This is a genomic window from Pseudomonas sp. NFIX28, assembly GCF_900107395.1.
Taxonomy (GTDB): domain Bacteria; phylum Pseudomonadota; class Gammaproteobacteria; order Pseudomonadales; family Pseudomonadaceae; genus Aquipseudomonas.
On sequence record NZ_FNPW01000012.1, the window covers coordinates 121523 to 143277 of the forward strand.

The 21755-nt window shown below is 65.6% G+C and carries 21 protein-coding genes; 10 read left to right on the top strand and 11 right to left on the bottom strand.

Translation table 11 applies throughout. The features are described 5' to 3' along the window. The first annotated feature begins 4 nt into the window (after positions 1–4). Genes BLV20_RS21890 through BLV20_RS21905 form a run of 4 tightly spaced genes read left to right on the top strand, consistent with a single transcriptional unit; the run spans position 5 to position 5566 of the window. Entirely contained in the window at positions 5–1168 is a 1164-nt protein-coding gene (locus tag BLV20_RS21890; protein ID WP_092304544.1) for an isovaleryl-CoA dehydrogenase, read from the top strand. Positions 1169–1179: 11 nt separating this feature from the next. After that, positions 1180–2787: a carboxyl transferase domain-containing protein gene (locus BLV20_RS21895; protein WP_092304545.1), complete on the top strand. Its 1608-nt coding sequence runs from the start codon at positions 1180–1182 to the stop codon at positions 2785–2787. Positions 2788–2804: 17 nt separating this feature from the next. After that, positions 2805–3620 (top strand): gamma-carboxygeranoyl-CoA hydratase, encoded by an 816-nt coding sequence (locus BLV20_RS21900; RefSeq protein ID WP_092304546.1) that lies wholly within the window; start codon positions 2805–2807, stop codon positions 3618–3620. Then, entirely contained in the window at positions 3620–5566 is a 1947-nt protein-coding gene (locus BLV20_RS21905; RefSeq protein WP_092304547.1) for an acetyl/propionyl/methylcrotonyl-CoA carboxylase subunit alpha, read from the top strand. Before BLV20_RS21900 ends, BLV20_RS21905 begins: the two co-directional genes overlap by 1 nt. Positions 5567–5622: 56 nt before the next feature. Here the strand turns inward: BLV20_RS21905 and BLV20_RS21910 are convergent, their stop codons facing one another. Next, positions 5623–6288 (bottom strand): LexA family protein, encoded by a 666-nt coding sequence (locus tag BLV20_RS21910; protein ID WP_092304548.1) that lies wholly within the window; start codon positions 6286–6288, stop codon positions 5623–5625. 131 nt (positions 6289–6419) lie between these two features. Between BLV20_RS21910 and BLV20_RS21915 the strand changes: the two genes are divergently transcribed. Both BLV20_RS21915 and BLV20_RS21920 read left to right on the top strand, forming a co-directional pair. Continuing rightward, positions 6420–6761: a DUF6124 family protein gene (locus BLV20_RS21915; protein ID WP_092304549.1), complete on the top strand. Its 342-nt coding sequence runs from the start codon at positions 6420–6422 to the stop codon at positions 6759–6761. Positions 6762–7270: 509 nt separating this feature from the next. After that, complete coding sequence (locus BLV20_RS21920) at positions 7271–8422, top strand: M14 family metallopeptidase (protein WP_092304550.1); 1152 nt, start codon at positions 7271–7273, stop codon at positions 8420–8422. A gap of 39 nt (positions 8423–8461) precedes the next feature. Here BLV20_RS21920 and BLV20_RS21925 read toward each other — a convergent pair whose 3' ends face one another. Further along, entirely contained in the window at positions 8462–8908 is a 447-nt protein-coding gene (locus tag BLV20_RS21925) for a winged helix-turn-helix transcriptional regulator (protein WP_092304551.1), read from the bottom strand. Positions 8909–9005: 97 nt separating this feature from the next. Here BLV20_RS21925 and BLV20_RS21930 point away from each other — a divergent pair, with 97 nt between their 5' ends. Further along, a complete protein-coding gene (locus tag BLV20_RS21930) occupies positions 9006–10208 on the top strand; it encodes an MFS transporter (protein WP_092304552.1) in 1203 nt (400 codons plus the stop codon). Between the two features lie 87 nt (positions 10209–10295). Here BLV20_RS21930 and BLV20_RS21935 read toward each other — a convergent pair whose 3' ends face one another. Continuing rightward, complete coding sequence (locus BLV20_RS21935) at positions 10296–10835, bottom strand: cytochrome b (protein ID WP_092304553.1); 540 nt, start codon at positions 10833–10835, stop codon at positions 10296–10298. Then, complete coding sequence (locus tag BLV20_RS21940; protein ID WP_092304554.1) at positions 10832–11917, bottom strand: catalase family peroxidase; 1086 nt, start codon at positions 11915–11917, stop codon at positions 10832–10834. Before BLV20_RS21940 ends, BLV20_RS21935 begins: the two co-directional genes overlap by 4 nt. A gap of 182 nt (positions 11918–12099) precedes the next feature. On the opposite strand from BLV20_RS21940, the gene BLV20_RS21945 reads away from it, so the two are divergent. Both BLV20_RS21945 and BLV20_RS21950 read left to right on the top strand, forming a co-directional pair. After that, positions 12100–12606, top strand: a complete 507-nt coding sequence (locus BLV20_RS21945; RefSeq protein WP_092304555.1) for an RNA polymerase sigma factor — start codon at positions 12100–12102, stop codon at positions 12604–12606. After that, positions 12603–13355, top strand: coding sequence for an anti-sigma factor family protein (locus BLV20_RS21950; protein ID WP_092304556.1), 753 nt, complete (start codon positions 12603–12605; stop codon positions 13353–13355). Before BLV20_RS21945 ends, BLV20_RS21950 begins: the two co-directional genes overlap by 4 nt. 415 nt (positions 13356–13770) lie before the next feature. Here BLV20_RS21950 and BLV20_RS21955 read toward each other — a convergent pair whose 3' ends face one another. The 7 genes from BLV20_RS21955 to BLV20_RS21985 all read right to left on the bottom strand — a co-directional run bounded on the left by BLV20_RS21955 (position 13771) and on the right by BLV20_RS21985 (position 20277). Continuing rightward, the gene (locus BLV20_RS21955) at positions 13771–14760 is read right to left on the bottom strand and encodes a Csu type fimbrial protein (RefSeq protein WP_371914333.1); all 990 of its coding nucleotides are present in this window, start codon (positions 14758–14760) and stop codon (positions 13771–13773) included. 32 nt (positions 14761–14792) lie between these two features. Next, entirely contained in the window at positions 14793–17150 is a 2358-nt protein-coding gene (locus BLV20_RS21960; RefSeq protein WP_092304558.1) for a fimbria/pilus outer membrane usher protein, read from the bottom strand. A 124-nt stretch (positions 17151–17274) separates the two neighbouring features. Further along, entirely contained in the window at positions 17275–18054 is a 780-nt protein-coding gene (locus BLV20_RS21965) for a fimbrial biogenesis chaperone (RefSeq protein ID WP_092304559.1), read from the bottom strand. 25 nt (positions 18055–18079) lie between these two features. Beyond that, a complete protein-coding gene (locus BLV20_RS21970; RefSeq protein ID WP_092304560.1) occupies positions 18080–18580 on the bottom strand; it encodes a Csu type fimbrial protein in 501 nt (166 codons plus the stop codon). A gap of 4 nt (positions 18581–18584) precedes the next feature. After that, the gene (locus BLV20_RS21975; RefSeq protein ID WP_092304561.1) at positions 18585–19118 is read right to left on the bottom strand and encodes a Csu type fimbrial protein; all 534 of its coding nucleotides are present in this window, start codon (positions 19116–19118) and stop codon (positions 18585–18587) included. 20 nt (positions 19119–19138) lie between these two features. Beyond that, positions 19139–19678, bottom strand: a complete 540-nt coding sequence (locus tag BLV20_RS21980; RefSeq protein WP_092304629.1) for a Csu type fimbrial protein — start codon at positions 19676–19678, stop codon at positions 19139–19141. Between the two features lie 98 nt (positions 19679–19776). Further along, positions 19777–20277, bottom strand: a complete 501-nt coding sequence (locus tag BLV20_RS21985; RefSeq protein ID WP_371914334.1) for a Csu type fimbrial protein — start codon at positions 20275–20277, stop codon at positions 19777–19779. Positions 20278–20608: 331 nt separating this feature from the next. On the opposite strand from BLV20_RS21985, the gene zapE reads away from it, so the two are divergent. Next, entirely contained in the window at positions 20609–21754 is a 1146-nt protein-coding gene (gene zapE, locus BLV20_RS21990) for a cell division protein ZapE (RefSeq protein WP_092304563.1), read from the top strand. The last annotated feature ends 1 nt before the right edge of the window (position 21755 follow it).

Consider the following 21755-nt stretch of genomic DNA (forward strand, 5'->3'; position numbering starts at 1 on the left):
CCCAATGAGCTATCCGACCCTGAACTTTGCCCTCGGCGAAACCATCGACATGCTCCGCGACCAGGTGCAGGCCTTCGTCAAGGCCGAGCTGGCGCCACGGGCGGCACAGATCGACGTCGACAACCTGTTCCCCGCCGACATGTGGCGCAAGTTCGGCGACATGGGCCTGCTGGGCATCACGGTGCCGGAAGAGTACGGCGGCGCCGGCCTGGGTTACCTGGCCCACGTGGTGGCCATGGAAGAAATCAGCCGCGGCTCGGCCTCGGTCGCCCTCTCCTACGGCGCCCATTCCAACCTCTGCGTCAACCAGATCAACCGCAACGGCAACCACGAACAGAAAAGCAAATACCTGCCCAAGCTGATCAGCGGCGAACACATCGGCGCCCTGGCCATGAGCGAGCCCAACGCCGGCTCCGACGTGGTCTCGATGAAGCTGCGCGCCGACAAGCGCGGCGACCGCTATGTGCTCAACGGCAGCAAGACCTGGATCACCAACGGCCCGGACGCCAACACCTATGTGATCTACGCCAAGACCGACCTGGAAAAGGGCCCGCACGGCATCACCGCGTTCATCGTCGAGCGCGACTGGAAAGGCTTCAGCCGCAGCAACAAGTTCGACAAGCTGGGCATGCGCGGCTCCAACACCTGCGAGCTGTTCTTCGACGACGTGGAAGTGCCGGAAGAAAACATCCTCGGCGTTCTCAATGGCGGCGTGAAGGTGCTGATGAGCGGCCTGGACTATGAGCGCGTGGTGCTCTCCGGCGGCCCGACCGGGATCATGCAGGCCTGTATGGACCTGGTGGTGCCCTACATCCACGACCGCAAGCAGTTCGGCCAGAGCATCGGCGAATTCCAGCTGATCCAGGGCAAGGTCGCCGACATGTACACCCAGCTCAACGCCAGTCGCGCCTATCTGTATGCGGTGGCCCAGGCCTGCGAGCGCGGCGAGACCACGCGCAAGGACGCCGCCGGGGTGATCCTCTACAGCGCCGAGCGCGCGACCCAGATGGCCCTGGATGCGATCCAAATCCTCGGCGGCAACGGCTACATCAACGAATTCCCCGCCGGGCGCCTGCTGCGCGACGCCAAGCTGTATGAAATCGGCGCCGGCACCAGCGAAATCCGGCGCATGCTGATCGGTCGCGAACTGTTCAACGAAACCCGCTAACGGAGCTGTCCATGGCTATCCTGCATACCCAGCTCAATCCCCGTTCGGCGGAGTTCGTCGCCAACAGCGCAGCGATGCTCCAACAGGTCGACGCCCTGCACACCTTGCTTGCCCAGGTCCAGCAAGGCGGTGGCGCCAAGGCCCAGGAACGGCACACCTCGCGCGGCAAACTGCTGCCGCGCGAGCGCATCAACCGCCTGCTCGACCCGGGCTCGCCCTTCCTGGAGGTCAGCCAGCTGGCGGCGTACCAGGTGTACGGCGAAGACGTGCCGGCCGCCGGGGTGATTGCCGGCATCGGCCGGGTCGAAGGCGTCGAATGCATGATCGTGGCCAACGACGCCACGGTGAAAGGCGGCTCCTATTACCCGCTGACCGTGAAAAAACACCTGCGCGCCCAGACCATCGCCCAGCAGAACCGCCTGCCCTGCATCTACCTGGTGGATTCGGGCGGCGCCAACCTGCCGCGCCAGGACGAGGTGTTCCCCGACCGCGAACACTTCGGGCGGATCTTCTTCAACCAGGCCAACATGAGCGCCCAGGGCATCCCGCAGATCGCCGTGGTCATGGGCTCCTGCACCGCCGGTGGCGCCTACGTGCCGGCCATGGCCGACGAAGCGATCATGGTCCGCGAACAAGCCACCATCTTCCTCGCCGGCCCGCCGCTGGTGAAGGCTGCCACCGGGGAAGTGGTCAGCGCCGAAGACCTCGGCGGCGCCGACGTGCACTGCAAGATCTCCGGTGTCGCCGACCACTACGCCGACAGCGACGAGCACGCCCTGGCCCTGGCCCGGCGCAGCATCGCCAACCTCAACTGGCGCAAACAGGGCGAGCTGCAGCAACGCGCGCCGATCGCCCCGCTGTACGCCAGCGACGAGCTGTATGGGGTGATTCCGGCCGACGCCAAGCAACCCTTCGATGTGCGCGAAGTCATCGCGCGGCTGGTGGACGGTTCGGTGTTCGATGAATTCAAGGCACTGTTCGGCACCACCCTGGTGTGCGGCTTCGCCCATCTGCACGGCTACCCGATCGCCATCCTCGCCAACAACGGCATCCTCTTCGCCGAGGCCGCGCAAAAAGGCGCGCACTTTATCGAACTGGCCTGCCAGCGCGGCATCCCGCTGCTGTTCCTGCAGAACATCACCGGTTTCATGGTCGGCCAGAAATACGAAGCCGGCGGCATCGCCAAGCACGGCGCCAAGCTGGTGACCGCGGTGGCCTGCGCCAAGGTGCCGAAGTTCACCGTGATCATCGGCGGCAGCTTCGGTGCCGGTAACTACGGCATGTGCGGCCGCGCCTACGACCCGCGCTTCTTGTGGATGTGGCCCAACGCGCGGATTGGCGTGATGGGTGCCGAGCAGGCCGCCGGGGTGCTGGTGCAGGTCAAGCGCGAGCAGGCCGAACGCGGCGGGCAGCCATTCAGCGCCGCCCAGGAAGCCGAGATCAAGCAGCCGATCCTCGACCAGTACGAGCATCAGGGCCATCCGTATTACTCCAGCGCCCGGCTGTGGGACGACGGCGTCATCGACCCGGCGCAAACCCGCGACGTCCTGGCGCTGGCCTTGTCCGCGTCCCTCAACGCCCCCATCGAACAGAGCCGCTTCGGCGTGTTCCGCATGTGACCCGGAGCGAAACCGACATGAATGATTTCAATACCCTGGAACTGCTGAAGGACCCTCGGGGTTTCGCCACCCTGTGGCTCAGCCGCGAAGACAAGAACAACGCCTTCAACGCCGAAATGATCCGCGAGCTGATCCTCGCCCTGGATCATGTGCAGAGCGATGCGAACCTGCGTTTCCTGCTGGTGCGCGGCCGCGGCAAACACTTCAGCGCCGGCGCCGACCTGGCCTGGATGCAGCAATCGGCCGAACTCGACTACCACACCAACCTCGACGACGCCCGCGAGCTGGCCGAATTGATGTACAACCTGGCCAAGCTGAAAATCCCGACCCTGGCCGTGGTGCAAGGCGCAGCCTTTGGCGGCGCCCTGGGCCTGATCAGTTGCTGCGACATGGCCATCGGCGCCGACGAGGCGCAGTTCTGCCTCTCGGAAGTGCGCATCGGCCTGGCCCCGGCGGTGATCAGCCCGTTCGTGGTGCAAGCCATCGGCGAACGCGCCGCGCGTCGCTACGCCCTGACCGCCGAGCGCTTCGGCGGCCAGCGGGCCCGGGAAATCGGCCTGTTGGCGGAAAGCTACCCGACGGCCGAGCTGGAGCAACAAGTGGCCTTGTGGATCGACAACCTGCTGCTCAACAGCCCGTGCGCCATGCGCGCCAGCAAGGACCTGCTGCGTGAAGTGGGCAACGGCGCCCTGACCCCCGCCCTGCGCCGCTACTGCGAAAACGCCATTGCCCGCATCCGCGTCAGCCCTGAAGGCCAGGAAGGTTTGCGCGCCTTTCTGCAAAAACGCCCGCCCAACTGGCAGGCCGAGAAGCTCACCAAGGAGTCGCGTTAATGAGCGCCCCTGTCCTGACCACCCTGCTGGTGGCGAATCGCGGCGAGATCGCCTGCCGCGTGATGCGCACCGCCAAGGCCCTGGGCCTGACCACCGTGGCCGTGCACAGCGCCACCGACCGTGACGCCCGCCACAGCCGCGAAGCCGATCTGCGGGTCGACCTGGGCGGCAGCAAGGCTGCCGACAGCTACCTGCAGATCGACAAGCTGATCGCCGCGGCCAAGGCCAGCGGCGCCCAGGCGATTCACCCGGGCTACGGCTTTCTATCGGAAAACGCCGGCTTCGCCCGCGCCATCGAGGCCGCCGGCCTGATCTTCCTCGGCCCGCCGGCGTCGGCCATCGACGCCATGGGCAGCAAGTCGGCGGCCAAGGCCCTGATGGAAACCGCCGGCGTGCCGCTGGTGCCCGGTTACCACGGCGAAGCCCAGGACTTGGAAACCTTCCGTGTCGCCGCCGAACGCATCGGCTACCCGGTGTTGCTCAAGGCCACCGCCGGCGGTGGCGGCAAGGGCATGAAAGTGGTCGAAGACGTCAGCCAGCTGGCCGAAGCCCTGGCCTCGGCCCAGCGTGAAGCGCAGTCGTCGTTCGGCGATTCGCGGATGCTGGTGGAAAAGTACGTGCTCAAGCCGCGCCACGTGGAAATCCAGGTGTTCGCCGACCAGCACGGCAACTGCCTGTACCTCAACGAACGCGACTGCTCGATCCAGCGACGCCACCAGAAAGTCGTCGAAGAAGCCCCCGCCCCCGGCCTGAGCGTGGAACAGCGCAAGGCCATGGGCGAAGCGGCGGTGCGCGCGGCGCAGGCCATCGGGTATGTCGGTGCCGGCACCGTGGAATTCCTGCTGGATTCGCGCGGCGAATTCTTCTTCATGGAAATGAACACCCGCCTGCAAGTGGAGCATCCGGTCACCGAGGCCATTACCGGGCTCGACCTGGTGGCCTGGCAAATCCGCGTGGCCCAGGGCGAAGCGTTGCCGATCACCCAGGATCAGGTGCCGCTGATGGGGCATGCGATCGAGGTGCGGCTGTATGCCGAGGACCCGGGCAACGACTTCCTTCCAGCCACCGGGCACCTGGCGCTGTACCGCGAATCGGCAGCGGGGCCGGGCCGCCGCGTGGACAGCGGCGTCGAAGAAGGCGACAGCGTGTCGCCGTTCTACGACCCGATGCTCGGCAAGCTGATTGCCTGGGGCGAAAACCGCGAACAGGCGCGCTTGCGCCTGCTGGCCATGCTCGACGAGTTCGCCATCGGCGGCTTGAAGACCAACCTGGCGTTCCTGCGGCGCATCATCGCCCATCCGGCCTTTGCCGCCGCCGAGCTGGATACCGGTTTTATCCCGCGCTACCAGGACCAGTTGCTGCCACCAGCGAGCGCCTTGAGCGACGAGTTCTGGCAAGCCGCCGCCCAGGCGTTCGCCCAGAGCCAACCGGAGTCGTCGCGCACCGACGACCGCCACTCGCCCTGGGCCAAGGCCAGCGGCCTGCGCATCGGCCTGCCGCGCGAAACCGTTCTGCACCTGGACTGCGAAGGGCAGGACCGCGCGCTCAAGCTGGACGCAAGCAACGCCACCCATGCCTTGCACGGCGAACAGCTGTCGATCGAACACAAGGGATTGCGCCAGCAGCACCGGGCCATTCGCCAGGGCGACAACCTGTACCTGCAGTGGCAAGGCGAAATGCATCGGGTCACCCCCTATGACCCGATCGCCGCGGTGGAAGCCAGCCACAGCCACCAGGGCGGCCTGACCGCGCCCATGAACGGCAGCATCGTGCGGGTTTTGGTGCAGGCCGGGCAGAGCGTCGAAGCCGGCGCGCAGTTGGTGGTCCTGGAAGCGATGAAGATGGAACACAGCATCCGCGCACCACAAGCCGGGGTGGTCAAGGCGCTGTATTGCCAGGAAGGCGAAATGGTCAGTGAGGGAAGTGCCCTGGTGGAGCTGGAATAAGCTCATGAGGCACGAGATCGTTCCCGCAAAGTTGCGGGAACGATCGCATTTTTACGTCAGAATTTCGCGGTAGCCTGCACCACTACACCAATAATCCGACACTCATCGCTGTATAAAGCTTTCGGGTAAGTCGGATTAAGCGGCATCAGATAACGTTGTCCGCCCTCTTCCACCAGCTTGCGGAAAATCGCTTCGGTACTGCCCGGGCACTGCACGATCACCAGCTTGCCGGGAACCGCCTCCACCGCCGGATCGACCAGGATCAACATGTCCTGGGCGATGCTCAGGCCGCTCGGGGCAATCATCGCGTCCCCCACCACGACCAGCCAGAAGGCAGACCCTTCGGCCTGGTAGTCGGAGAGCTCGTAACGCTGGCTGGCATAGCCCGTTCCACCCGCCTCGCGCACCTCGCCAACGCCCCGCCAATCGCTGACTGGGTAGCGAAAGTAGGGGTTGTACTTCTGCACCAGCGAAGGCCCCTCCAGCAGCAGTTGGCCCTCATCATCCACCTGTGGTTTTTCGCGAATCACCAGCGCGACTTCGAGGAAACCCAGGCCGATTTCCTCGAGCACGCGGTTCATGTCTTCGATCTTCGGCTGACGGCGTTTGCTCAGCCAATGGCCAATGCCGCCCTGGGACATGCCCAGGCGTTCCGCGAGTTTTTCTTGCGTGACCTTGCGGTCCTTCATGTTGGATTTAACCAACTCGATCCATTTGTCCATGGAGCGGAACAATACGTTGTGTATTTCTGCCCTCAACACACAAGTTGTAGTATTTGAAAGCTAGTCACAAATACATTAAGTATTACCATTCTTCAGACCTTCACATTTCACTTCAAAGGATGGAACCGCTCATGAGCACAACCAGTAAAGACGCACCGGAACTGGAAACCGATGTCGGTTTCAACGCCCTCAAGGACAGTGAGGCGGCCCGCCGGGCCATGGACTATTACTTGAAACCGGCTATTTCAGAATCGACGACCGACGAGAAGTTCTTCGAAGTCAGACCCAGCATCAGCAGCGAGGAAGCGATGATCCATGCTTCCGACCTGCTGCGGTGCGCCGCGGCCAGTGCCTACGAGGCAGCCGACCATCTGCAGGGGAGCCGTCGGGACCTGGCGTTTACCGTGGTGCACATGATCGACATGGCCAAGGCGCTGGTGGATCGCTCGCTGGATTGCCATCGCCCGGAGTGAGCTTCGCGGCGCAATTCGCCCACGGCGGGTCCGACCCATGAACAAGGCTTGCAACAGGGACAGGAAATTATTTTCTAAAAGGCGGGGAAAAACATTTGACTTGCAAATGATAATGATTATTATTGCAAGCAACTGGTCGCGAGATCAGTCGATAACCCAAGAGACCTTAGGTCGGACTCCTGGATTATCTCCTCATCAGGCTAATCACGGTTTTTGACCCGGCTTTTTTGCCGGGTCTTTTTTTTCTGCCAGTTTTTCTGGCTTGGCTTCAGGCTAATGAAGACTGGGTACCGCTAAATTGGCGGCGATGATAGCAAAAGAATGCCTCATTGCAAGCCGACGCCCGCAGCAACGGCTCGCAAATGTAAAAACAGCGCTTGAGAATCAATCGCATAGCTTCTAAGCTGCTTTCGCGTCAAGGACGACGCCCCCCTCCCTCCAGTGAAATTGCCCCCCTGCAACTCCCCGCCTTGCTAAAGTAACGGCCATAAAAATCCTGTTCAGGAATCATGACCGTGGCCCAAAGCTCATTTCAAATCTCTGCCAATTTCGACAGCGGCAACATCGAAGTGCTGGATGCCAGCAACCCCTCGCAAGTCCTGCTGGCGATCAAGCCCGACACCCGCAGCGCACATTTCCAGTGGTTCCATTTCAAGGCCAGCGGCCTGCATGTCGGCCAGGAACACTGGTTCCGCCTGAGCAATGCCAGCAAATCCTCGTACAACAAGGCCTGGAGCGGCTATCAGGCGGTGGCGTCCTACGATCACGTCAACTGGTTCCGCATCCCGACGATCTTTGAAGGCGATACCCTGCGCTTCTGCCTGGAGGCCACCCAGACCCACGCCTGGTTCGCCTATTTCGAACCCTACAGCCGCGGCCGTCACGACTGGCTGATCGAACAGGCGCTGAGCAAGGCCGGCGCCGAACTGCTGGCCACCGGCAAAAGCGTCGAGGGCCGGGACATCCAGCTGTTGCGCAAAGGCAGCGGCGGCGAAGGCCGGCGCAAGGTCTGGATCATCGCCCAGCAACACCCTGGCGAGCACATGGCCGAATGGTTCATGGAGGGCGTGATCGAGCGCCTGCAGCACCGTGACGATGCCGAGTTGAACAGGCTGCTGGCCAGCGCCGACCTGTACCTGGTGCCGAACATGAACCCCGACGGCGCCTTCCATGGCCATCTGCGCACCAACGCCATGGGCCAGGACCTGAACCGTGCCTGGCAGAGCGCCAGCCAGGAACTCAGCCCGGAAGTACTGTTCGTCCAGCAGCAGATGGAGCTGTACGGTGTCGACCTGTTCCTCGACATCCACGGCGACGAAGAAATCCCCCATGTGTTTACCGCCGGCTGCGAAGGCAACCCCGGCTACACGCCGCGCCTGGCCCAGCTCGAAGAGCATTTTCGCAGCCACCTGAAACACAAGACCCGGGACTTCCAGACCACCCACGGCTACACCCGAGACAAGCCCGGCCAAGCCAACATGACCCTGGCCTGCAACAGCGTCGGCGAGAAGTTCGACTGCCTGTCGCTGACCCTGGAAATGCCCTTCAAGGACCACGACGACAACCCCAACCCGCTCACCGGCTGGTCGGGCAAACGCTCGATGCAACTGGGCAAGGACGTCCTCAGCACCGTGGCCGACATGGTCGGCATCCTGCGCTGATGCCGCTTGGCTGGCCGCGGCGCAAACCGCGGCCAGCGCCTATTGCACCGGCACCCGCCGACAATCCTCGGGCCCCACCAGGCGCCCGTCCGCCGCGCGCAACTCCAACGGTCGCAACGGTTGCCCCAGCTCGCGGTCGACCATCAACGAATGCGCCTCCCCCGGCTCGTAGAAATACGCCTCGCCCCACTGCCGCAACCCGATGATCAGGTTGAACAGGCCGTTGCCCTTCTGCGTCAGCACGTATTCCTGGTAGGCACTGCCGTCCGAGGCCGGCAGCACCTCGAAGATGCCATGCGCCACCAGCGTGCGCAGGCGGGCGGCGAGGATGTTCTTGGCCATCCCCAGGTTGCGCTGGAACTCGCTGAAGCGGCGGATGCCGTCGAAGGCATCGCGAACGATCAACAGCGACCACCAGTCGCCGATCGCGTCCAATGAACGGGCTACCGGGCATTCGGCGCCCTCCAGGCTTGTGCGTTTGACCATGGTGCCGACTCGCTACAGGAAAGTGGTTGCAATATAAAACCAGCATCTCTATCGTACAACTGGTTTCATAAAGCAACCAAATCTCATGGAGTCGAGCATGACCGCCGCAATCGCCCCTCTGCCCATCGCCGCCCTTCCCGCGTCGGTGGTGCTGCTGTTTGCCATCGCCTGCGGACTGGCGGTGGGCAATGTCTATTACGCCCAGCCGCTGCTCGATGCCATGGCCCACAGCCTGGGCATGCCGCCGGCGACCATCGGCCTGGTCGTCACCCTGACCCAGGTCGGCTACGGCCTCGGCCTGTTGTTCCTGGTGCCGTTGGGCGACCTGCTGAACCGGCGGCGCCTGATCGTCGGCCAGATGACGTTGTCGGTCGGCGCCCTGCTGATGGTGGCGCTGGCGCCGGATAGCACCTGGCTGCTGCTGGGCATGGCCCTGACCGGGCTGCTCGCCGTGGTGACCCAGGTGCTGGTGGCCTATGCCGCGAACCTGGCCGCGCCGGGCGAACGTGGCCAGGTGGTGGGCAGCGTGACCAGCGGCATCGTCCTGGGGATTCTGCTGGCGCGCACGGTGTCGGGTACCATGGCCGACCTGGCCGGCTGGCGGTCGGTGTACCTGCTTTCGGCCGGGCTGACCCTGCTCATGGCGCTGCTGTTATGGCGAGTCTTGCCCAAGGTCGAGCAACCGGCGGCGCTGCACAGCTACGGCCAATTGATCCGCTCGCTGTTCGGCCTGTTCCGCGAGGAAAAAGTGCTGCGCGACCGAGCGCTGCTGGCGATGCTGATCTTCGCTGCCGGCACGGTTTTATGGACGCCCCTGGTGCTGCCCCTGAGCGCCCCACCGCTGTCGCTGTCGCACACCGAGATCGGTCTGTTCGGCCTCGCCGGGGCAGCCGGTGCCCTGGGCGCGGCGCGTGCCGGACGTCTCGCCGACCGGGGCCTGGGGCAGTGGACCAGCGGCCTGGCGTTGAGCCTGATGCTGGCTTCCTGGTTGCCGATCGCCTACACCCAGTCGTCGCTCTGGGCCCTGCTGCTGGGGGTAATCGTCTTCGACCTGGGCCTGCAGGCGGTGCATGTCACCAGCCAGAGCCTGATCTACAGCACCCGCCCCGAGGCCCAGAGCCGCCTGGCCGCGGGCTACATGCTGTTCTATTCGATCGGCAGCGCTTGCGGCGCGATCGGCGCCACGGCCATGTATGCCTGGGCAGGCTGGACCGGGGTGTGCTTGCTGGGCGCTGCGATCAATGGCGTGGCACTGCTCTTCTGGTGGTGGAGCCTGGGTTCACGCAAATCCCTGGCTTGAATGGCGGGGGCCGACGCTTGGCGAGCAGGCCCGCTCCTGCAAGGGCTAGGTAAATCCCGGCAGGAGTGAGCCACCCGCAACGCTACCTCAATCCTTGCCGCGCAGCATGCTCTCCAGCACCCCGTCCCGGCGCACCCAGCCGTGGAACAGCGCCGCCGCCAGATGCAGCAACACCGTCAGGAACAGCAGGTAGGCGAGAAAACCGTGGGCCTTGCGCAAAAAGGCGAACAGCGGGGCATTGGCCGGCAGGATCGAAGGCAATTGCAGCGAGCTGCCAAGCATTACCGGGTCGCCCGCCGCCGAAATCATCGCCCAGCCCAGCAGCGGCAAAATCAGCATCAGCGCGTACAGCAGCACATGGGAAGCCTTGGCCGCCAATGCCTGCCAGGCCGGCAGGTCCGCCGGCAAGGGCGGTTTCCGGGTGGAAAAGCGCACGACCAAACGCACGATCACCAGCAGCAGAATGGCAATGCCCAGCGGCTTGTGCAGGTTGATCAGCCATTGGTGGCGCTCGGACACCGAGGCCACCATGCCGGCACCGATAAACAGCATGGCGATGATCATCAGCGCCATCAGCCAGTGCAGCAGGCGCGCCAGCGGCGCGAAATGGTTCGGTTGGGCACTCATGGGCGAGACTCCTGGGCAGCACTGGGCAATGGTTCGACTTCACTGGCACGACGCCGATACGAATTGGCATAGGCCGCCGAACGGGCCGCCAACAGCGGGTCGTCGGAGGCGGCAATGCCGCTTGGCAGCACCAGCGGGTCGTAGTTGATGTCGCGGCATTCGCCGTTGTCCTGCGGTTGGCTGCGCTCGAGCACCAGGGTCCCGGCATTCAACACCTTGCGTTCGCTGGGCCAGGCCTTGCTGGCATCGTCGGTAGGGTCGCCGGGGTTGGCCAGGGTGATGTTCAAGCGCCAGCGCAGCGGCCCCGCGGCCAGGCGCTGCACCAGGTCTTTCTCGAGGAAGTCGTTACCTTGCGGCGCCACCGCGCCGGGCGCGTCCTGGGTCAGCGGCACCACGCCCCATCGCACCGCCTGGCGTTGCCCGCTGGCGCTCACCAGGTAAAACGCGTTGATGCCGTTGTAGGTCTCGGTGGCATAGCTGGCCGATGGCTTGGCGCCCTTGATCCATTGCAGGAACGGCATGGCTTCCGGGTGAGCCGCGAAAAACGCCGGCACGCTGGCCGGGTTCGGCTTGCCGGTCGCCGGGTCCGGCAAGCTGGCCTGCTGCAACTGGTAGAACGCCTCGGGGGTGCCCACCGGGAATACCGGCATGCTGTTCATCCCGGTGCGCCATTGCTGGCCGTTGGCCTGGGTAAAACGCAGCGCCAGGCTGCGGATCGGTACCCCGCCGTCAGGCGCATAGGGGTTGCCGGGCGGCAAGGCGAAGCGCCCGACCACCGGGGTTCGCGTGTCGTTGAACACCTGGGCGCTGGAATAGCTGCGGGCCTCGCCGCTGCTTTCGAAATAACCGGCCACGCACACGCCCTTGGCGTGGTTGCGACGAAACCCCGGATGCACGCCGTTGTTTTTCTCCAGCACGTCCACCAGGGCCTTGGGGGTCAGGCGTTGCGGGTCGAAAGTGCCGTGCACATAGGCCAGGGCGCCGGCCAGGGCCGCGACGACCAGGCCGATCCCGACCAGGCGCAGGCTCAGGCTGAGCGCGCTCAAGGGCGGACGGCCAGGGGGGGATGGGCGATCTACCATGAATAATCTCCAGGGCCTGGGGCCACAGGTGGAAAGGACACGTCAGACGTACCCCGGCAGGCTTTATTCCCCGGCGCCGATATTTATTTTTCGGCGCCTGGAATAACCTGCAGCCCCGGGCGTCTGGCTGTTGCAAGTACGCTTTGCAAGCGTAGCGACTGGCCAACAACCTGCAGGAAGCCATGAACGATATCGACGAACAGCTGCGTGAAATCATCCCTCGGTTGCGGCGCTTCGCCCTGTCCCTGAGCCGTCAGCCCAGCAGCGCCGACGACCTGGTGCAGGCGTGCCTGGAGCGGGCGCTGTCGAGCTGGAGCGAGAAGCGCCCCGAGGGCGACCTGCGGGCCTGGCTGTTCGCCATTCTCTACCGGCAGTTTGTCGACGCGCACCGCCGCTCCCGGCGCTATGCGCGCATGCTGGAGTTCTTTACCGGGCGCGACGACGCCCAACCCTCGGTCGAACGCAGCGTGGTGGCGCAATCGACCCTGGAAGCCTTCGACCGCCTGCCCGCCGAACAGCGCGCGTTGCTGCTCTGGGTCTCGGTGGAAGGCCTGAGCTACAAGGAAGTCGCGACGATTCTCGAGGTGCCCACCGGCACTGTGATGTCCCGCCTGTCCCGGGCGCGCCAGGCCTTGCGCGAGCTCAGCGACGGCGAAATCAGCAGCCCTTCTTTGCGGATACTCAAATGATCAGCCTGCCCCCCAGCGAACGCGACCTGCATGCCTACGTCGACCATCAGCTCAACGAGAGCGACCGGCGCCTGCTGGAAACCTACCTGAGCAGCCACCCGCAGCTCGCGGCCCAGGTCCAGGCCTGGCAACACGACGCCCAGCAACTGCGCGCGGCCCTTGGCGGCGCCCTGCAACAGGCGGCCAACCCAGACCTGGACCCGGCGCTGATTCGCCAGCGCCTCAAGCGCCAGTCGCGCCGCCACCTGGCCAGCGCCGCGCTGCTGCTGATCGCGCTCGGCATCGGCGGCCTGAGTGGCTGGCAGGCCCGGGAAATGACCCTGGCCCACGCCCCGCTGCCGATGACCGACGCGATGCAGGCTTATCGCCTGTTCGCCCAACAGGGCATCTTGCCGGCCGACCTCAAGGTCCAGGGCAACGCGGCCATGCAGGCCTGGCTCGACCGTTATTTCAGCCAGGCGGAGCGCCTGCCGGATCTGCGCGAGGCCGGCTTCCAGGCGGTCAGCGGGCGCCTGCTGAGCACCGAGCAAGGGCCGGCGGCGATGGTGCTCTACGAGGATCAGGGCGGGCACCGGATCAGTTTCTATATCCGCCCGCCAGGCCCCAGGAACTACCTGCTGCCCCGCGGCAGCCGCAGCGATGGCGAATTGCAGGCCGAGTACTGGTCCGACAGCGGCTACAACTACGCCATGGTCAGCCCGAGCGGCTCCGCGGTGGCGCAGCGGTTGCAGAGCACCCAGAAGTTCTGAGGCCAGCGGCGCGGCGCCCGCTTCGATCCGGTGGCCACCTTGAGGTCGCCGAAGGTCCTGCGGACCTTATCGCAGCCTGCGGCAGCGGCTACATCGATCCGGGGGCGCCGATAACAGTGCCAACGATCCACATTCGTCTGGAGCCGCTGGTGCAGCGGTTGCAGAGCACCCAGAAGTTCTGAGGCCAGCGGCGCGGCGCCAGCTTCGATCCGGTGGCCGCCTTGAGGCCGCCGAAGGTCCTGCGGACCTTATCGCAGCCTGCGGCAGCGGCTACGTCGATCCGGGGGCCAACGATACAGGCCCGATCCCGCCTTCCCTGTAGCCGCTGGCGCAGCCTGCGATCGGGCGCGCAGCGGCCGCGGGATTTCCGGGCCGCCACCGGGCCGGCGATTGGCGCGGCCAGCCATTCTTGCGCCTAGAACCCCACATCCAGCACCACGTTGTCGATATAGGTCCCCGCCGGCGGCGTGGCCTGGTCGGTGTAGATCCTGGCGTTGTAGTTGAACACCTGGCTGCCGGTGCCCAGGCCGTTGCCCGGGTTCACCTCGGCATCGGAGCTGGCCCGCCGCGCTGCGCCGACGCTGCCCCAGCGGGTGCTGCCGGCGCTTTTGAAAATGTCGTAGGCCAGGTAGTTACCGCCCGAGACCATCCGCCGTCGCCCGCCGACGCTGACGGCCTGCTGGCCATCGCTGAGACCCACGGTGTAGGCGCTGCCCTTGGTGCACGCAAGGTTGATGGTCTGCCCGCTGACGGTGGCAAACGCACTGACCACTGGCGCACTGCCAAAGCTGATGTCGGGCGCGGTAATCACACAATCGTTGGCCACCGTCAGGTTGACCGTCAGGCTGGCGACGCCGCTGCCGATATCGCGCCCCAGGCAGGCGCCCAGGGCACCGATCCCCGCGCAGTAGTTCCAGCTCCAGGCGATGCTCAAAGTATCGCTGTAAATGCCGGCGGCGACGTTGCTGCCGGTGATGCTGCCCAGGTAGAGGGGCACGGCCTTGGCCACGGTCGGGCTGCCCACCAGCCCCAGGGCATCGGCGATGGAGTTACGCGCAAAGTCGAACTGCACGCCGCGGGTGATGGGGTAGCTGGTGCTGTTGTTGGCGTAGATCGTATAGCCGATGACATCGCCGGTAGGCCCCAGCAGGCCGCTCTGCGAGGAGGTGATGGTGGCGTAGAAGTGATCGTTGCTGGTCAGCAGCGTCAGCAACGAGCCGGTACAGGCCAGGCCGGCGTTGGTGCTGGACGCCGACTGCGAGGTGGTGCGCAAAAGGATCGAACTGAGGGTGCCGAACCCCGCCGGCGAGGTACTGACCACCGAACACAGGGCCTGCGCCAGCCCCGGCAACAACAGCGCCATCAGCAACAGCCAGCGGCCCCCTTCACCACGCAACCTGTCCATGTTCATCGGCTCCCGATTCCGTTCAACATTCCTCATTGGCACAGCAGCGGCCCGATCAGCGGCACCTGCTCCTGCTCCGGCTTCAACGCAAAACTCGCCTGGCAACTGCCACCGTCGGCCAGGCTGACCCGCAGGCTGTTGTTGGCTGCCAGGTTTTCCAGGTACACCAGGCCGTCCCAACCCACCACGGCCTGGGCGCCGCTCTGCTCATGGGTCACCAGGCTGCCCAGCGGCAGGTACTGTTGCCGGGCGTCCACCAGGACCACGCTGGCGGCGACGATGCGGGTCAAGGGGAACTGCACCAGATAACCACTGCCGCGGCGCACCGCGACCCGTTGCTCGACCTGCGGACTCTGCACGTTGGCCGGCAGGTTCAACGGGTCGATCTCGTATTTGCCGCGGTAATAGGCGCTGCTCCAGGGCACCAGCAAGTGGCCATTTTTATCGGTGTGCCCCACCAGCTGGTTTTCGTAGCGCACCGGAATGTCCCGATAGCCGTCGGTGCTGACCACCACGAAGGCATCGTCGATGCGGTTGGCGGCGAACGCCTGGCCGTCCATCCACACCAGCGAGCCGCTGGCGTCGGCCCAGCGCGTCTCGGCCTCGCTGGAGCCGTAGACCCCGGCCTGCAATTGCACCGACTGCAAGCGCCAGGTCAGGTCGGCCTGGCGATAGGTCGGCGCATCGCCCTGGGCATAGCCGAGATTGAAGCCGACGCCGCCCTCGCTGGGCACCGCCCGGCTGTAATTGACCCGCTGCCGGCTCTGGCCGTCCTGGCTGCGCTCGCTGCTCAGGCTCAGGCTGCCGTGGAGGTCGAACGGAATCACCAGTTGGGCCTGGACCGCCCAATTGCTGTCGCCGATCTCGCGGTTGGCCGACAGGTAGAAACTGCTGCTGCGCCACAGCGGCTTGCTCCAGGTCAGGTTGAGCAGGCGGGTGCGCGAATCGTCGGCGGCGCGCACATCGAAATAACCGGCGCCGAGGCTGCCGTAGCGTTCGAGGTTGAGGCTCAGGGTCAATTGCTCGCTGCGCTGGCTGAGGCTGGCGTAGGGGCTGTCCACCACGGTCAGGTCGGCGTAGCCGTCATGGCGCTGCATGCGCTGGTAGGACAGGCTGTAGCGCTGGCTGCTGTACTGATAGCCGAGGCTGACCTGCTGCCCGCCCTGGCCGTCGAAGCGGCTCTGGCTGATGGCGCTGTTGAGCACGCCAAAGTTGCCCAGCCGCAGGTTGCCGCCCAGACCGCCAAGGGTCAGGGACTGCGCGGCCTCGGCATGGCCTTCCAGGGTCAGGTTGTCGCTCAGGCCGTAGCGCAGGCTGCCGGAGGTGACGCCAGGGCCGTAACTGAAATCCTTCAGCGTGTAGTCGCGGCGCAAGGTCCCGGCCGCCACCGAGAAGTCGCTCAGGCCCTTTTGCAGCAGGCTGCTGGTGACATAGAACGGCACGGTGGTGGACACCTGTCGGCCCAGGGCATCGGTGGTCACCACCACCGCTTCGCCGGCCCCGTTGATGAACGGAATATTGGTCAGGGTGTAGGGCCCCGGCTGCAGGTCGGCGCTGCTGGACTTGTAGCCGTTGATAAACAGGTCCACCGAGGACGGCACCGCCGCCTCCCCGGCGAACTGCGGCAAGGGATAGGTCACCAGGTCCGGGCGCACGGCAAAATCGCGGGACAGTTGCACGCCGCCCAGGCGCACCGAGTTGCTCCAGGGCAAGGCGCCGCTGACCAGGTCGCCGGCCTCGAAGGTCAGCAGGCGCTCGTCGTCGGAGTAACGCCAGGTCGTGTCGTAGCGCCGGTAGCCGTTGTTCAGCGTGCCCTCGCCCAGGCCGGAAAAGGTCCGCCGGTACTGGCCGGTGTTGGACAGCGTGCCCCAGCTGTCGAACAGCCGTACCTCGTTCCAGGCCGCCAGATAGGTGCCGGCATCGTCGGTGTCGTTGAGGTACAGATCGTAATTGAGCAAGGCGCCGAAACTGCTCAGCGCCGGGGTCCGGGGATAGGCCTGGCGGCTGCCGATCCATTGCTCCGGCAACCAGTCCGGCGGCACCTGGAGCAACAGGCGCTGGCCCTGGCTGTCGTAGTCGCTGCGCAAGCCTTGCAGGCTGTCGAGGGCGACTTGGGCGTCGAGCCCGTCAGGCAGTTTCATCCCGGTCTCCCGCAGGGCCTGGACCGGCACGAACAAGCGCCCCGAACGCTGTTCGACGGCGATCACCCGCCCGGTATTCATCTGATTGACCACCAGTTCCAGGAACAGCTGGGCATCGCTGATCGCGTCCATGCCGCTGGGTGGCGGCGGCAGTTCGCCGCCCAGGCCACTGGAGGCGAACATCCAGCAGCACAGCCCGCTCGCCGCCCACCCCGGGCGCCAGAAACGACGAGCCGCGCCGAGGTTCATTGAAGCGTTACGCCCATCGATGGACACCTTTCTTCCATGGCCCGCAAGGGCTTGCGCCAGCGCTCAGCCTGAATCGCCGATCGACGGGCAGCCCCGCAACCCTGTCTGCTTGCGGCAGACGGCTTCAGCGAGCCGGCGCGACGTCCTGCAGTTGCGGCGCACCATTGACCCGTACCTGCAACGCCGCGTCCGTGGCGGGCGAGCTGGGCAACGGCCAGCGCATGATCGCCCCCGGCAGCACGTAGCCCAGCAGCCCTTCCACCAGCGGCCGGGTCTGCCCGGCCTGCTTGAACGCCACGTCGGTCAGGCGCGCATGCACCGCGCCCTGGTTGCGCACCTCCACGTAATGGCGACCGTCCACCGCGACCTTGCGCCAGCTCAGCTCGGGCACCCCGGCGCTTTTCGGGTCACGCTGGCGGGTGGTGTCCGGTTTGCTCCACAGGCCCGCCCCGTAGGCGAACAGCGGCACCGAATAGCGCATCTGGAAACGGATGGCCGCCGCCGTCTTGCCCGCGCCTTCGGCGACCGCCGGCTGGGGCGAAGGAATTTCGTCGATGATGATCCGATAGGCCAGCTCCTGGCCTGGTGGTATCTCGCGGGTCCGGGTCAGGCGCACCAGCTGCTTCTGCCCCGGCGCGATCTTCGCCACCGGCGGGCTGCCGATCACCTCCCGCTGGTTCTGGTATTGGTCCTCGAAGCCGCTCTGGCTCCAGGCAAAGACCCGGATCTGCAGGCTCGCGGTTTCCGTGCCGCGGTTTTCCAGCCACAAGGCGCTGGCCTGCTGGTCGGCCTCCAGCACCGGGTCGATCGGCCAGATCAACACCGAACTGGCGGCACTGGCCTGGGCCGCCCCCAGCAATGCCGTGGCCAGCACGGCACAACGAACGGCCTGCAACGAATACATACGGCTACTCCTCATGGTCTTGCTCTCACCACGACAGCTGCACCTGCAGCACGTCGCTGTACGTCCCCCCAGGCTGGTTGCCCGGCAATTGCACCTGCCCATAGATCGGCAGGCTGATGTTGCTCGCGTCGCCGTAGGCCACCGCCACGCTCTGGCCGATGCCCAGGCTCTGGCTGAACGCCGCGTCGGTAAACAGTTGATAAGCCACCCGCGCACTGCCGCCGTCGAGCTGCATGTGCCGTCCGCTGCTGTTGTACTGGCCGCCGTCGACGCTCATGTTCAGGGTCACCCCCGGCGTGCATTGCAGTTGCACGCTGTTCGCCAGGGCGACCTGCAGCGTGCTGGTGGACAACGCCGACTGACTGCCGAAGTTCAGGTTGCCGTAATTGCTCACGCCACCCACCACCAGGCACCCGGCGACCACCGTGGCGCTGACCTGGAAGCTCTGGCTGGTCGCCGCCGCCAGGGGTAGCGGCAGGCTGCTGGCACCGAGCAGTATCAGCGCTGCGCACGCGTGACGGGCCATGGCGTCAGAAAGTCAGTTCGACTGCGACGGTATCGGTATAGGTGCCCGCCGGCAGGCCAGCCTTGCCGAGCGCCTTGCCGTAGATATTGACGGTCTGCGCCACGCCGGTGCTGGTGGCCAGGTTGATGGCATCGTCGATGGCCAGGAGCTGCGTGTGCCCGGAGTCGGTGTACAAGTCGTAAGGCACGAAGTTGCCGCTGCCATCGGCCAGGGCCCGGGTGCCGCCGGCGGACTGGCCGTCATTGGCGCCCGCGCGGACCGTCACCACCGGGCTGGTGCCACTGGAGCAGAGGATCGACAAGGCTCCGCCGCCGCCACCGAGTACCTGGGCCATGGCTTGGGTGAACAGGCTGTCGGTGGTGCCGAAGTTCAGGGCGCCGAAGTTCAGGCCGCTGCTGCCGCCCGCGCCATTGACCTGGCAACTGCTGGTGAGAATCAGGCTGGACGTGATCTGGCCGGTGACCGTCGCGGCCTGGGCCACGGAAAACATGGCCAATCCAAGCAGCGGCAAAGCGATCCGGGATACAAGCATGTGCATGACATTCGTCCTCCGTGGGTTTACCAATCCAGCGTGACCGTCAGGGTGTCGGTGTAGACCCCCGCCGGCAGCGCGCTGGTATTCGCGACCACCGAGCCAAACACCGGGATCGGTATCTGCGCTGCGCTGGTAACGGCGAAATAGTGTTGTTGGCCGATGCTGTAGCTGTGGCTGCCGGACGCATCGAGGAACAGCCGATAGGCAATGGTCTGGCGGCCATTACTCAGGCGCCGGGTGTTGCCATCGCCATTCATGCCGCCGTCGATGGTCACGGTGAAACCGGTCACCGCAGGGTTGCAGGCGACTTCCAGGCGGCCATTGCCGGTGCTGCTGATGGCGGCATTCAGCGGACTGCTCCAGGTCGGGCCCTGCTGGCCGAAATCCAGCAGGCCGAAATCGCTGTCCGGGCCCAGGACCGTGCGGGTCGCGCCGTTGGTCACTTCGCAGCCGGCGATGATGGTCAGCCGCGCCAGGATCTGCCCGTTGATCGCCGCTTGCGCAGCGCCGGCCAGCAATAGCAGGGAACCCAGGGCCGCCAGCGCCCAGCGTCTATTGGTCATGTCGCCCATCCCAGATCCATCAGGATTTTCACTGTGACCGCTCACCGCGAACGGCCTCCCTGCACTGCCCGATTTCGCCGGGCAGCCCCCCACGGCCACTACCAGGTGACCGTCACTTTCAGCAGATCGGAATAACGGCTGACCCGCGGGATCTCGGCCAAGGGCTCGATCCGCCCGTACAGAGGCAAGTCCACCGACCCCGAGTCCGGCACCCGGCCGCTGACCGGCACATTCACCGGCAGCGGAATGCGCCGGGCCGCGTCCTGGTACAGGCGATACGGGATGGGTTTGCTGTGTTCGGCACTGCCGGCCAGGTAGCGCACTTCGCCGACGCCGCCGTGCTGCCCGCCGTCGACGCGCAATTGATAAGGGGTGTCCGGGTTGCATTCGAGCCTGGGCAGGCGGGTGTCGAGCAGCGCCGCGCTGAGGGGGCCGGCGGGGTTGTCCAGGCGCGGGCTGCTGCCGAAATCCAGCACGCCCAGCTGCTCGACACCCGCGTCGCGCGGCTGCCCCACCAGCTGGCAGCCACGCAGCACGTTGATCCGGACCTCCACCTGGAGCTCTGCGGCCCATGCCGTCGCGCCAAAGAGCACGCTCATGACTGCGAAAACCAGCTTGCCATTCAACGCCTCAATCCTTTCGAGGAACGATAGGTACAGCTCAGGTTAGCCAGCGCCACGCAAATCGCCAGTACGGCCGCACGTCGCACGCCCTCGAAGCACTCCTGAAACGGCCCGTGCAGCGCCCGGCGCACCATGGTCGCGCACAGTGGTCGCGCGCAGTGACACGGGCAAGCGGCTGTACCGACCCGAGCTTTCCGTGGAATAAAACCGCAGGTTCAGACAGCGCTGGATGCCAGGCCGGGGATTGGATAAATTACCGCGCCGGTTCCAGGGGGGAGCGGGCCTGGAACCATCGGGGGTGACACCATTGGCCGTTTTACCGCCAAACCGCTCGCTACGCCCATCGCGCTGGCCCAGGCTGCGCGCGTTCTTCGGCAAGGCTTGCGCCAGGCCCGCCGCCAGCACCAGCCACGGCCGGGCGATCCATGAGTATTTCCGGCACAAGGCCCACGACCAGGGCTACACCCTGAGCCACAGCCAGCAGCGCGTGATCGACTACATGGCCCAGCAGGCCAACGCCCTGCTCCAGGCCGATGTCAAGCCACACGCCTGTCGCGGCCTGTATTTGCATGGCGCGGTGGGACGGGGCAAAAGCTGGCTGCTGGACGGTTTCTTCCAGGCCATCACGCTGACGGAAAAACAGCGTCTGCACTTCCACGACTTCTTCGCCCAGTTGCATCACGGCATGTTCCGTCACCGCGAACGGCCCGACGCCCTGGAAGCCACCCTCGACGAGCTGCTCAGCCATTGCCGCGTGCTGTGCTTCGACGAATTCCATGTCCACGACATCGGCGATGCGATGTTGATCACGCGGCTGTTCAAGGCGCTGTTCCAGCGCGGCATCCTGCTGCTGGTGACGTCCAACTACGCGCCCCAGGGCTTGCTGCCCAACCCGCTGTACCACGCGCGCTTCAAGCCGGTGATCGACCTGATCGGCAGCCGCATGCAAGTCATGGAGGTCGGCGGCCCCCACGATTACCGCAGCCAGCCCCGCAGCCATTCGCAACAGGTGTTCACCCAGGGCCGCTACCTGTGGCCCGGCAGCGAGCAGCAGCGCCTGGACCTGGGCCTGCCGCAACGCGGCGGCGCGAGTTCGCCGCTGATGGTCGGCGCGCGTCAACTGCAGGTACGGCTGTGCGCGCAACGCAGCGTGGGTTTTGCCTTCGGCGACCTGTGCGAACAACCGACCGCGGTCATGGACTACCTGGAGCTGAGCCGGCGTTTCGACCATTGGATCATCGACGAGCTGCCCGAGCTGGGCGAATGCCCGATTGCCGTCCAGCAGCGCTTCATCAACCTGATCGACGTGCTGTACGACCAGGACAAACACCTCACCCTGATCGGCCAGCGCCCGTTGCGCGAGAGCCTGGGCGGCAACGCCATCGACCTGGCGCGCACCCGCAGCCGCCTGGGCCAGTTGCAGGAAATCGCCGCGGATACGCCGCGCAGCTGAA